Genomic DNA, 12478 nt, shown 5'->3' with positions numbered 1-12478 from the left:
CGCCGGTGCCGCGCCTCAAACGGGTCGAGCCGTACGTCTCACCCGGGTTCACCCGGGTGAGACGCGGTCGCGGCTTCGGCTACGTGCACCTCGACGGCGGCATCGCCGGGCGCGCCGAGCGGACTCGTATCGCCGAACTCGCCATTCCGCCGGCGTGGCAGGAGGTCTGGATCTCGGATGCGCCGAACGCGCACATCCTCGCGGTCGGCGTCGATGCCGCGGGCCGGCGGCAGTACCTCTACCATCCCGCGTGGCGCGAGCGCCAGGACGCCGAGAAGTTCCTGCGCATGACCGCGCTCGCCGAGGCACTGCCGCGCGCCCGGCGCGGCGTCGCGCGCGATCTCGCGTTCGACGGGCTCGATGGGCGCGAGGCATCCGATGGTCTCACTCGCGAGCGAGTGCTGGCCGCCGCATTCCGCACGCTCGATCTCGGAGCGATCCGCATCGGTTCGGAGGAGTCACTCGCGGGCTTCCGCAGCCGCGGCCTCACGACGCTCCTGGTGCGCAACGCGCTGCTCGACGATGATGAGACGGTGCGGTTCCGCTTCCGGGCGAAAGGTGGCATCGCACAGAACCTGCGGGTGACGGATGCCTCGCTCGCCACGTTCGTCGAACGCGCAGGCGTTCGCTCGGCAGGCGCTCGGCTCTACGCCTGGGCCGAGGGCCGCTCAATGCGCGCAGCCGCTCCGGTCGACGTGAACGGCGACATCCGCGAGCGCACCGGCGGCGACTTCACCGCCAAGGACTTCCGCACGCTGCGAGGCACGGTCGTCGCCGCCGATCACCTCGCCGCCCTCGGGCCGGCAGGCACCGAGCGGGCGAGGCGGGCCGCGATCCGCGAGGCGATCGACGAGACGTCGCGCGTGCTCGGCAACACGCCATCGATAGCGCGGGCCAGCTACGTCGACCCGCGAGTGCTCGCCGCCTACGAGCGCGGCATCGTCGTGGCATCCGGCCCCGATCGTGAACGCCGGCTGCTCGAGCTGCTCGGCCCTGCCGACGACGACGTATGAACGCCGTGCCCCCAGCTCAGATGCCGAGCCCACCGGTGAACGTCTGCACGATGCCGATGACGCTCGCCACCGACATCACGCCGGCGGTGATCCACCCGAAGGTGCCCGCGAGCCGGCCGACCCGGTACCGGCCCATGATCCGGCGGTTCCGGGCGATGATCATCAGCATGATCAGGAACGGCGCCGCCACGATGCCGTTGATGAGCGCGCTGAAGACGAGCAGCGTCACCGCATCGGCCGAGATGAGGGCGAGCCCGACGCCGCCGATCGTGCCGACGCCGACGAGCGTGTAGAAGAACGGGTCGCGGCGCGGGCTCGCGGCGAGGCTCCACGGCTTGCCGAGCATCGCGGCGAGCGCGGCCGAGCCGGCCGTGATCAGCACGGGCACGGCGAGCAGGCCCGACCCGATGAATCCGAGGGCGAACAGCACGGATGCCGCGGGGCCGGCGATCGGCTCGAGGGCTGCCGCGGCATCCGCTGCGGTCTCGATCTTCTTCCCCTCCGCACCGAGCGTCGCCGCCGTCGCGACGATGATCGCGAACATCACGAGCACCGAGAAGACCATGCCGATGACGACGTCGAGGCGGCTGTCGACGAGCTGTCGCCGTGCGCTCCGCCCACTCCGTCGCCGGAGCGGCACCGGGTCGTCGCCCCCCTCGGGTGCATCGCGCATCTCCTCGAGCCGGTCTTCGCTCTGCCAGAAGAAGAGATACGGCGAGATGCTCGTGCCGAGGATCGCGACGATCATGCCGAGGTACGCGGGCGAGAACGAGAACTCGAAACCGGCGAGGCCGATCAGCACATCGCCCCAGTCGACGTTCGCGACGACGAGCACGCCCACGTAGGCGAACAGGCTGAGGCACAGCCAGCGGATCACCTTCGCCACCATCGCGAACGACCCGAAGAAGAGCACGGCGCCGATGCCGAGACCGGCCACGGCGCTCCACAGGTGCGCCGGGCCCGCGCGCAGCAGCTCCATTCCCTCCCCGACGGCGAGCAGGTCGGCGGCCACGTTCAGGCCGTTCGCGGCGAAGAGCGCGAGCAGCAACACGAGCACGACGAACCGACCGGCCCCGGTGAACCGGTCGCGGGCGAGCGCACCGAGGCTCTTGCCCGTCGCCGAAGCGGTGCGGTCGCAGATCTCCTGCACCGCGATCATGAGCGGCAGCACGAACGGCACGGTCCAGAGGGTGCCGTACCCGTAGGTCGCACCCGCCTGGGCGTAGGTCGCGATGCCCGATGGGTCGTCGTCGGAGGCGCCGGTGATGAGGCCCGGGCCGAGTAGGCGCAGAACCCGCTTCACCCCGCTGGGGCGTTCGCCGGCGTCATCGGTGGCTTCATCGGTGGCTTCATCGGTGGCATCCGCTGTGGCGTCGTCGCCGGCCGTCAGGCGGTCGCCGGAGTCGTCGTCGCCCGCATCTGCGTCTCGCAGCCCGTGTTCGCTCATCGGCATCACCGTATGACGCGGCCCCAGACAAGCCAACGGCTTGACTTCGCCTCGACCGGCGTGCTGTTCAGGCCTCGCGCACGACCTCGGACGGCGACTTGTCGGGCCGCAACCCCCGCCAGCGCGGGTGCCGCGCCATGCCGCTGTTCGTCCAGTCGCCGAGTTCGATCTCGCCGACGAGTTCGGGGCGCACCCACACCGCGTCGCGCACGTCGGCGGCCGGCACCTGCACGAACGGCGACTCGCGCTGCTCGAGCGGCTGCAGCGCCGCGAGCAGCCGGTCGAGCGCGATCTCGCCGAGGCCGGACCCCACTCGACCGACGTACTCGAGCCCGTGTTCACCGGGGATGCCGAGCAGCAGCGAGCGGATGCGGCCGGTGCGAGTGCCGCTGCCGCGACGATACCCGCCGATCACGACCTCTTGCGTGAGGGTCAGCTTCAGCTTCAGCCAGTCGGCGGTGCGAGCACCGGGCCGATACCGGGAGCCGGGGCGCTTCGCCAGGAGACCCTCGAGCCCGAGCCGTCGGCTCTCTTCGAGGGCCTCCTCGGCGGCGCCGGTCGCGGGCGCCGGCACCTCGACCGGAACGCCGCGCTTCATGCGCACGAGCCCCGCGAGGCGCGCGCGACGCTCGCGGTACGGCTCGTCGATGACCGCGGCGCCGGCGACCTCGAGCACGTCGAACACCAGCAGGCGGGCCGGCACGGATGCCGCGACCCGCTCGATCTCACGTGGCTTCGTGAGATTCATCCGCTGCTGCAGCCGCCCGAAGTCGGGCCGCCCGTCGGCGTCGAGCGCGACGATCTCGCCGTCGAGCAGGGCGTCGCCGCGCACGACGCTCGGCAGCGACGCGAACTCGGGATAGCGCGCGGTGATGTCGACGCCGTTGCGGCTCCGCAGCCTCATGCCGCCCGCCTCGACGCGAGCGAGCACCCGGATGCCGTCCCATTTCCACTCGAGGGCCCACTCCTCGCCGGCGAGCATGCCGAGGGTGCCCGCTGTCGCGAGCATCGGTCGCTCCTCCACCGCGGGTTGAGGAGCGACCGACGCACCCCCACCCCCAGCTGGTTGAGGAGCGCCCGACGAAGGAGGACGCGTCTCGAAACCCGCGCCCCCGTGTCCGCCACCAGGCGACTGATCTTTCATGCGATGCAGCAGCCACGAGCTCTTCTCGCCCTGCCCGTCGGTTCTGATCAGGACGAGCCGCACCCGCCCGCCGAGTGGGCCGCCGGGCTGCCCGTCGAGGTCGATGATGATCTCGTCGTCGCGCCACTTCTCGGTGTCGTAGGTGCCGGTGTCCCAGATCGTCATCGAGCCGGCGCCGTACTCCCCCTTGGGGATGGTGCCCTCGAATGTCGCGTACTCCATGGGGTGGTCTTCGGTCTGCACGGCGAGGTGGTTCGTGCCCGAGGTCTCCGGCACCCCCTTCGGCACCGCCCAGCTCTTCAGCACCCCGTCGCGTTCGAGGCGCAGGTCGAAGTGCAGGCGCCGGGCGTGGTGCTCCTGGATGGTGAAGATCGGCGCGCCCGCGCTCGGGCTGCCCCATGCCGACGCGGGCATGGGCTCGGGAGTCGCTCCGGTCTTCCGCATCGAGAGGTATTCGGCGAGCGGCCCGCCGTGCGAGCGCTCGGTGATGGCGCGCATCGGGTCGCCCGACTGCGCCACCCGTTCGAGCACTTCGGATGCCTCGAGCTGACGCAGATCCGCATCGTCGAGTTCCTCCCACGTGCGCGGCGCGGCGACCGTCGGGCGAGGTCGCCCACGCAGCGAGCACGGCGCGATCGTGGTCTTCTTGGCGTTGTTCTGGCTCCAGTCGATGAGCACGCGGCCCGTGCGCAGTGTCTTGCGCATGCTCGACACGATGAGTTCGGGGTGGTCGGCCTCGAGTGCTCGCGCGAGCTCGTGCGCGACCGCCGAGACCTGGTCGGAACCCTGCGAGCCGTCGAGCGCCGCATAGAGGTGAATACCCTTGCTGCCGCTCGTCACCGGCACCGCCTCGAGCGCCATTCCGGTGAGCAGCGAGCGCACGAGACGAGCCACCTCGGCGCACTCGGCAAGGCCCATTCCCTCGCCCGGGTCGAGGTCGAAGACCATGCGATCGGGGTTCGCCGGCTCCCCCGCGGCATCGAATCGCCATTGCGGCACGTGCACCTCGAGCGACGCCTGCTGTGCGAGCCACACGAGCGTCGCCCGGTCGCCGGCGATGGGGTACGCCTTGTCGCCATCGGAGTGGTGCTGGATGCCGCGGCGCACCCAGTCGGGAGCATGCTCGGCGAGGTTCTTCTCGAAGAACGGCGGCTCAGGGGCATCCGCCGTGCCGACGCCGTGCACCCACCGCTTGCGCGTGACCGGGCGCCCTGCGACGAGGGGCACCATGACGGGGGCGATCTCCGCGTAGTAGGAGATCACCTCGCCCTTCGTCATGCCCGTCTCGGGATACATGACCTTGTCGAGGTTCGTCAACCGCAGGCGGCGGCCGTCGACCTCGACGAGCTGGCGCGCGCCCTCAGCCATGCCCCCATCATGCCGCACCCGCATCGGGGACTATCGCGAGGGCGTGTGGCTGGTGTGTACTTGACCCATGCGAGCCGTCTGGAAGGGGGCGGTCACATTCGGCCTCGTCAATGTGCCCGTCAAGTTGTACAGCGCTACCGAAGACCACGACGTGTCACTGCACCAGGTGCACGACGAAGACGGTGGGCGCATCCGCTACCAGCGCAAGTGCGAGGTGTGCGGCAAGGTCGTCGACTACAAGAACATCGACAAGGCCTACGACGACGGCGAGCAGACCGTCATCATCACCGACGAAGACCTCAAGTCGATGCCCGCCGAGCGCAGCCGCGAGATCGAGGTCGTCGAGTTCGTGCCGAGCGACCAGATCGATCCGATCATGTTCGACCGCAGCTACTACCTCGAACCCGACTCGGCCTCGTCGAAGGCCTACGTGCTGCTGCGCGAGACGCTCGAGTCGACCGATCGCACCGCGATCGTGCAGATGGCGCTGCGCCAGAAGACCCGGCTCGCGGCACTGCGTGTGCACGGCGACGTGCTCATGGTGCAGACGCTGCTCTGGAGCGACGAGGTGCGTGCGGCCGATTTCGCCTCGCTCTCCGACCCCGTGAAGATCTCGGCGAAGGAACTCGACCTCTCGAAGCAGCTCGTCGAGAGCCTCGTCTCCGACTTCGACCCCGAGCAGTACGTCGACGAGTACCAGCAGGAGTTGCGCACCCTCATCACGGCGAAGCTCGAGCAGGGCGAGGGCGTCGACACGGCGGCGACCTTCGGCGAGGAGCCCGAAGAGAAGGGCGGCGAGGTCATCGACCTCATGGAGGCGCTGCGCCAATCGATAGCGTCCAAGCGCGACGGGGGCGGCAAGTCGACCGGCGGCACGTCAGCCGGCGGTTCGAAGCGGTCGTCGAGCGCGGCGAAGAAGAAGTCGGGTGCGAAGGCATCGTCGGCGTCAACCGAGAAGTCGGCGTCGAAGTCGGCCGCGAAGTCGGCAGGCACGAGAAAGCGCGCGGCCTCCGAATGATCGGATGCCGCGCGCTCGTCTCGTGCGTGCGCCGGCCGAGTCTTGCACCGGCGAACGGCGCACGACTCAGCCGACGATGATCACTCGGCCTTGCAGACCTCAGTGACCTTGACGGCAGCCGCCTGGATGCCCTCGGTCTGAGCCGACTGCGCCTCGGCGTCGATCTCGGCGCCGGCCTCGACGTCGGCCTCGCTCGGCAGCGTCTCGGCCCAGTCGCTGGCCGCGTCGAGCTTCTCGTCGAGCGCGTCGAGCGCATCGGAGACCGCAGAATCGTCTGCGGCCTCCTCACCCAGGGCATCGACGCGCTCGGAGAGCCCGTCGAGGTAGCTCTGCAGCTCGGCCGGGTCGCTCGCCGTCAGGATCGCGTTCTGCGCGCCGTTGGAGATGTCGCGCACCTCGACGCGAACGACCTCGCACGAGTCGGCTGATGCCTCGGCACCGGTGTCGCTGCCGGCGGCACAGCCCGAGAGGAGCAGCGCGCCCGCGAAGACGAGCGCCGTGGAAGACATGATTCGTTGCATGGTGGCAATTCCCCCTGATCGTGTAACCAGAGAAGTCTACTGAGGGCCGCCGACACTCGTCGAGCGGGCAGTCTTCGACGACGCTCGTCAGTCGTCGCGAGCGGCCGAGTCGGCGTGCCCGGCGATGATCTCGGCCACGAGGTCATCGGGTGCGGCTGCCGCGTCGAGCTCGACACCGCACTCGGCCTCGGCCAACGGCTCGAGTGCCGCGAGTTGCGACGGCACGAGCGCCGCGGGCATGAAGTGCCCCGGCCGGCTCGACACCCGCTCGAGCAGCACGTCGGCGCTCAGCAGCAGTTGCGCGAAGAAGACGTCGTCGGCGCCACGGCGAATGACCTCGCGATACGCCGACTTGAGTGCCGAGCAGGCGACGACGAGGCCGGTGCCGGACTCGCGCGCCGCGGAGATCTCATCGGCGATGCGATCGAGCCACGGGCGACGATCGTCGTCGTCGAGGGGGGTGCCGGCCGACATCTTCGCGACGTTCTCGGCGGGATGCAGGGCATCCCCGTCGATGAACGGCACCGAGAGACGCGCCGCCAGCAGGGCACCGATGGTCGACTTGCCACTGCCCGAGACGCCGCAGACGACGATGAGCGGGATGGTCGTGTCGGGTTGCGTGCCGTGGGTCATGTGCTCTCGGTCTCGGTCTCCGGGCGAGCATTCGAGTGTCGCACGCGCAGCGCTGCACGCACGGTGCAGGAAGCTGATCTGAAGAGCGGAGACGAGGGGATTTGAACCCCTGGTCCCCTTACGGGGACTCCACCTTAGCAGGGTGGTGCACTCGGCCGGACTATGCGACGTCTCCTCGTGAACGTTTGCACGCACACGCGAGAGCCATCATAACCCGCAGATGCCGCGGATGACGATTCGGGCGGGCGACGGCTACTGGTCGTCGAGTGTTCGCCCGGCGGAGCACCGGGTCTCGGCCGCCGTCTGGCCGGTGACGTCGCTCGGCAGGGCCTCGACGGTGGGCGCTGGAGCGGGAGCCGCCGGGTCGACCGGCGCCTCTTCGGCTGGCGCTTCTTCAGCCGGTGGCGCGACGGCGGCGGGGTCGCCGACGGACGCGAACGAGGTGTCTTGGGCGGTCGGGTCGAATGCGACCGGGAGGTCGTTCTGCAGGGCGTAGTTGATCGCGTCGGCGGAATCGGTCGGCAGCAGCGCGGCACCGCCATCGACGTAGCCGGTCGGGTACTGCACGAACGCGATCTTGTTCAGATCGGTGTCTTTCAGCGCCTTCGCGATGGAGATCATGCGCGTCGGGTCCATCAGGCTGTCGGAGAGCTGCATGTTCGCGAGAGCGGCCTTCGCGATCGAGTAGAGCTTCACGGGATCGGTCAGGGTGCCGTTCGACTGCAGCGTGCGAGCGAGCGCCGACATGAAGACCTGCTGATTCGAGATGCGGCCGAGGTCGCTGCCGTCGCCGACGCCGTGACGGGTGCGGAGGAACTGCAGCGCCGGCAGGCCCGACAGTTCGTGCATGCCGGCCGGGAGGTAGAGATCGGTGTGCTCGTCTTCGATGGGCTCGGCCACGCACACCGGCACACCGCCGACGGCCTCGGAGAGACCCGCGACGCCCATGAACTGCACGGTGCCCGCGAACGGAATCGTGACGCCGACGAGTTGCTCGACCGTCTTCACGACGCAGGCCATGCCGCCGAGTGAGAGCACGGAGTTGATCTTCACGCCGTACTGCTCGCTGAGCGGCTCGCCGGTCGGGTCGGCCGGGTCGGCGCACTCGGGCACGTCGACCAGCATGTCGCGCGGGAAGCTGAGCACCGACGCATTGGAGTGGTCTTCTGAGATGTGCATCAGCATCGTGACGTCGTTGAGCACGGCCGTCTCTTCGTCGGGATCCCCGAACCCGCCGCCCTGCCCCTCGCGGCTGTCGCTGCCGATGAGGAGCAGGTTCACGCCGCCCTCGATGGCGCCGACATCGGGCACGCCTTCGAGCACGTCTTCGTTGCCGAGCGTGACGGTGGGCTTCGCGGTGTTCGCCAGGTCCCAGCCGGCGTACGCCGCGACGGCGGTGCCCGAGACGAGCGCGACGCCGACGATGGAGGCAGTGATCTTCGCGACCGACCTCCAGGCGTTGCGTCGCTTCAGTCGGCCGTGACGCACCACTGGGGTCGACGACGCGGCCCGCCGGGCACTGCTACGAAGCTCGTCTGCCACGGTGTCCTTTCGTCTGGTCGTTTTCGCGCGGAGGGCGTGGGATTCGAACCCACGAGACATCACTGCCCACTGGTTTTCAAGACCAGCTCCATCGGCCGCTCGGACAGCCCTCCATGCCTGCAACGCCGCGTCGGTCGACGAGGCTGCTGCGGACAGGCCCCGATTCTAGCGGAAGCATGCTCCGACAAGGGTCGCAGGCCACCCTGAAAAGGTGCTGAGGCGCACGATCGAGCGACGCGTCAGCCCTCGTTGGCCGTCGCGCAACGAACCTCGTCGCCACGCTGCCCCGTGACATCCGGCGGCGCCTGCGTGGTGGGCGCTTCGGTCGCGGCCGGGTCGGGTACTGGCGCCTGGGTGTTCGGGTCCGCCTCGGTGCCGAACTCCGACTCCGACGTCGCCGACGGATCGAGCACGATCGGCTGATCAGCCTGCAGCGCAGCGTTGACGGACGCCGCAGAATCGGAGGGTTCGACGCCGCTGCGGTCATCGGTGTAGACGGTCGGATACTGCAGGAACACGATCTTCGACAGGTCGACGTCGGCGAGGGTACGCGCGATCGCCATGAGCTGGGTCGGATTCTGCAGCGCGGTCGAGAGCGTCATGTTGGACAGCACGGCCTTGGCGATCGAGTAGAGCTTCACGGGGTCGCTGAGGGTGCCGCTGCTCTGCAGCGTGCGCACGAGCGACGCGAGGAAGGCCTGCTGATTGGAGATACGGCCGAGGTCGCTGCCGTCGCCGACCGCATGCCGCGTGCGCAGGTACGCCAACGCCTGCATGCCCGAGAGGGAATGCTTTCCGGCATCGAGCTGCAGTTCGGCATCGGGGTCGTCGATCGGGTCGACGAGGCACACCTCGACGCCGCCGACGGCCTCACTGAGCGCGGCGACGCCGTAGAACTCCACGATGCCGCCGACGGGGATCTCCACGCCCGTGAGCTGCTGAACGGTGAGTGCGACGCACGGAAGCCCGCCGTATGCGAGCACGGTGTTGATCTTCACACCTGAGAGCGGCGAGAGCGGCTCGCCCTCGGGATCGGCCGGATCGATGCACTCGGGCACCGGCACCACGAGGTCTCGCGGAAAGCTCACCACTTCGACGTGCGAGTGGTCTTGCGACACGTGCAGCAGCATGGTCACGTCGTTGAGTTCAGCCGAGTCCTCTTCGGGGTCGCCGAAGCGACCGTCGGCGGGGCGCTTGTCGCTGCCGACGAGCAGGAAGTTGAGGCCGCCTTCCATCGCACCGATGTCGGGCACACCCTCGAGCATCTGCTCGCCCGCGAGCTCCACCGGCGGCTTCGCGTCCCCGATGAGGTCGACGGCCGCGTACGCCACGATCGACGTGGCAGCGACGGCGAGCACGGCGACGACGGATGCCGCGAGCTTCAGGTACGTCGACGCGGCGCCGTGCCGCGGCATCCGCCCGTGTCGTGGCACCTCGGTCGGCTCCGTGTCGACCTGCTCATTCGCGCTGCTCACCGAACCCCCTCCGATCCGCCGATTCTATGTCGGGCTGGCGAACCTCGGCGGGATGCGCGTGGCGGTGACGTCACGGCAGCGAGTCGAGCACCGCAGCGAGCCCGGCGTCGGCGACCGATGCGCCGATCTCGAGCGCCGCCGCGCGCACCTCGTCTGGCGCCTGGCCCATCGCGACCGATCGGCCGCCGGCACCGGCCCACGCGAACATCTCGAGGTCGTTGCGCCCGTCTCCGGCGGCGAGCACGCGCTCGATCGGCAGGTCGAGCCAGCCGCGCACGCGCTCGAGCGCGGTCGCCTTGTTGACGCCATCGGGGGCGATGTCGAGCCACGCGGTCCAGCCGATCGCGTAGCTGACGTGGTGCAGGCCCATCTGGTCGACGATGCCGAAGAACTCGTCGAGACCGTGCTCGAGGCTCGTGACGACGACGCGGGTCGCGCGGTGGTCGAGCAGCTCTTCGAACAGCACCTCGCGCGCGTTGTCGAGGTTCCACTCGGACATGCCCTCGGTGTAGAGGCGATAGCCGTCGGGCAGTTCGACCATGAACTTGCCGGCCGGCAGGAACGAACGGATGCGCTCCAGCACGGGCGTCGGGTCGAAGGTCTCGACGTGCCGACGAATATAGCCGTCGGATGCCGCGTCGTCGCGCTGCATCGTGATGGCGCCGTTGGCGCACACGACGTACTCGGGCGTGAGCCCGAGCCGACTGAGCACGGGCTCCGTCGTCGCCCACGAGCGTCCGGTCGCGAGCGTCACGACGTGGCCTCGGTCGCGGGCCGCGGCGACGGCGTCGGCGACGACGTCGTCGATCGAACCGTCTTCGTGCATGATCGTGCCGTCGACGTCGAGGGCGACGAACCACGGTTCGTCGACCACCGCCGGTCGAGTAGGCGCCCCAGCGCCGTATCGAGACCCCGTCTCGTGGTCTCGATACGCTCCTTCGTCGCTGCTCGACCGACGAGGCACTCGACTGCTCATGCGACGGGCTCGAGCACCGCGAGGCCGCCGAGGTAGCCCCGCAGCGCCTCGGGCACCACGACCGAGCCGTCGGCCTGCTGGTGCGTCTCGAGAATGGCGACGAGCCACCGGGTCGTCGCGAGCGTGCCGTTGAGGGTCGCGACCGGGGCCGTCTTGCCGCTCTCGGTGCGGTGGCGGATGTTGAGGCGACGCGCCTGGAACGTCGTGCAGTTCGAGGTGGAGGTGAGCTCGCGGTAGGCGTTCTGCGTGGGCACCCAGGCCTCGACGTCGTACTTTCGCGCAGCGCTCGAGCCGAGGTCGCCCGCGGCGGTGTCGATGACGCGATACGAGAGGCCGAGGTCTTGCAGCATGCCCTCTTGCCAGCCGAGCAGGCGCTCGTGCTCGGCCGCGGCGTCGGCGGGGTCGATGTAGGTGAACATCTCGAGCTTGTTGAACTGGTGCACCCGGATGATGCCGCGCGTGTCTTTGCCGTGGCTGCCGGCCTCGCTGCGGTAGCAGGTCGACCAGCCCGCATAGCGGATGGGGCCCTTCGACACGTCGATGATCTCGTCGGCGTGATAGCCCGCGAGTGCGACCTCGCTCGTGCCCGTGAGGTAGAGCTCCTGCTCGGGCAGGTAGTAGACCTCGTCGGAGTGCGCACCGAGGAACCCGGTGCCCTGCATGATCTCGGGCCGCACGAGCGTGGGCGTGATGAGCGGCGTGAAGCCCGCCGCGAGCGCCCGGTCGAGGCCCATGTTCATGAGGGCGAGCTCGAGCCGCGCCCCGATGCCCTTGAGGTAGTGGAAGCGCGCGCCCGACACCTTCGCGCCGCGCTGCATGTCGATGGCGTCGAGCAGTTCGCCGATCTCGAGGTGATCGCGCGGCTCGAAGTCGAACGCCGGGATCTCGCCGACCTCGCGGAGCACGATGAAGTCGTCTTCGCCACCCGCCGGCACGCCGTCGATGACGATGTTGCCGAGCCGCTGCACGGCGAGCGTGAACTCGGCCTCGGCGTCGTGCGCGGTCTGGCTCGCAGCCTTGACTCGGGCTGCGAGCTCTTGCGCCTCGGAGACGAGGGCGGCCTTGGCCTCTTTGGGCGCCTGGGCGACCTGCTTGCCGAAGGCGTTCTGCTCGGCGCGCAGGGCCTCGAAGACGGTGATCGCGGTGCGCCGAGCGGCGTCGGCCTCGACGGCCGCGTCGACGAGCGCCACGGACTCGCCGCGGAGCTCTTGCGAACGCTTGATGAGGTCGGGGTTCTCGCGAAGCAGCACGGGATCGATCACCCGAGCAAGTCTAGCCGCGGCATCCGACCGCCTGATCGGGGCTTGCGCGCGTGAACGGCGGTTTCCAGCGTGGATGCAA

General features: G+C 69.5%; 10 protein-coding genes and 2 tRNA genes. 2 read left to right on the top strand and 10 right to left on the bottom strand.

What is annotated here, in order from left to right; translation table 11 throughout:
• The first annotated feature begins 5 nt into the window (after positions 1–5).
• A complete protein-coding gene (locus H521_RS0100640; RefSeq protein ID WP_022891099.1) occupies positions 6–1013 on the top strand; it encodes a DNA topoisomerase IB in 1008 nt (335 codons plus the stop codon).
• 16 nt (positions 1014–1029) lie between these two features.
• On the opposite strand, the gene H521_RS20630 is transcribed toward H521_RS0100640, so the two are convergent.
• Together H521_RS20630 and H521_RS0100630 are read right to left on the bottom strand one after the other, a co-directional pair.
• The gene (locus H521_RS20630; RefSeq protein WP_169513952.1) at positions 1030–2460 is read right to left on the bottom strand and encodes an NRAMP family divalent metal transporter; all 1431 of its coding nucleotides are present in this window, start codon (positions 2458–2460) and stop codon (positions 1030–1032) included.
• Positions 2461–2527: 67 nt separating this feature from the next.
• Complete coding sequence (locus H521_RS0100630) at positions 2528–4972, bottom strand: ATP-dependent DNA ligase (RefSeq protein WP_022891097.1); 2445 nt, start codon at positions 4970–4972, stop codon at positions 2528–2530.
• Positions 4973–5039: 67 nt separating this feature from the next.
• On the opposite strand from H521_RS0100630, the gene ku reads away from it, so the two are divergent.
• Positions 5040–5990 (top strand): non-homologous end joining protein Ku, encoded by a 951-nt coding sequence (gene ku, locus H521_RS20625; protein ID WP_022891096.1) that lies wholly within the window; start codon positions 5040–5042, stop codon positions 5988–5990.
• A gap of 80 nt (positions 5991–6070) precedes the next feature.
• Here ku and H521_RS0100620 read toward each other — a convergent pair whose 3' ends face one another.
• From H521_RS0100620 to serS, 8 genes are all read right to left on the bottom strand, one after another.
• Positions 6071–6499 carry a hypothetical protein gene (locus H521_RS0100620; RefSeq protein ID WP_022891095.1) on the bottom strand — a complete coding sequence of 143 codons (429 nt, stop codon included), beginning with the start codon at positions 6497–6499 and terminating at the stop codon, positions 6071–6073.
• 99 nt (positions 6500–6598) lie between these two features.
• Positions 6599–7144 carry a gluconokinase gene (locus tag H521_RS0100615; protein WP_051159108.1) on the bottom strand — a complete coding sequence of 182 codons (546 nt, stop codon included), beginning with the start codon at positions 7142–7144 and terminating at the stop codon, positions 6599–6601.
• An 86-nt stretch (positions 7145–7230) separates the two neighbouring features.
• A tRNA-Ser gene (locus H521_RS0100610) sits at positions 7231–7319 on the bottom strand.
• A gap of 77 nt (positions 7320–7396) precedes the next feature.
• Entirely contained in the window at positions 7397–8632 is a 1236-nt protein-coding gene (locus H521_RS0100605) for an LCP family protein (RefSeq protein WP_245560908.1), read from the bottom strand.
• Between the two features lie 82 nt (positions 8633–8714).
• Positions 8715–8799 (bottom strand) — tRNA-Ser (locus tag H521_RS0100600).
• 126 nt (positions 8800–8925) lie between these two features.
• Positions 8926–10161, bottom strand: a complete 1236-nt coding sequence (locus H521_RS20620) for an LCP family protein (RefSeq protein WP_022891093.1) — start codon at positions 10159–10161, stop codon at positions 8926–8928.
• A 70-nt stretch (positions 10162–10231) separates the two neighbouring features.
• Positions 10232–11035: an HAD family hydrolase gene (locus H521_RS0100590; RefSeq protein ID WP_022891092.1), complete on the bottom strand. Its 804-nt coding sequence runs from the start codon at positions 11033–11035 to the stop codon at positions 10232–10234.
• Positions 11036–11133: 98 nt separating this feature from the next.
• Positions 11134–12399 (bottom strand): serine--tRNA ligase, encoded by a 1266-nt coding sequence (serS, locus tag H521_RS0100585; RefSeq protein WP_022891091.1) that lies wholly within the window; start codon positions 12397–12399, stop codon positions 11134–11136.
• Positions 12400–12478 lie beyond the last annotated feature (79 nt).

Origin of the sequence: Agromyces subbeticus DSM 16689 (genome assembly GCF_000421565.1) — a bacterium.
In the GTDB taxonomy this organism is placed as follows: Bacteria; Actinomycetota; Actinomycetes; order Actinomycetales; family Microbacteriaceae; genus Agromyces; species Agromyces subbeticus.
This window is presented reverse-complemented; position numbering and strand designations above follow the sequence as displayed.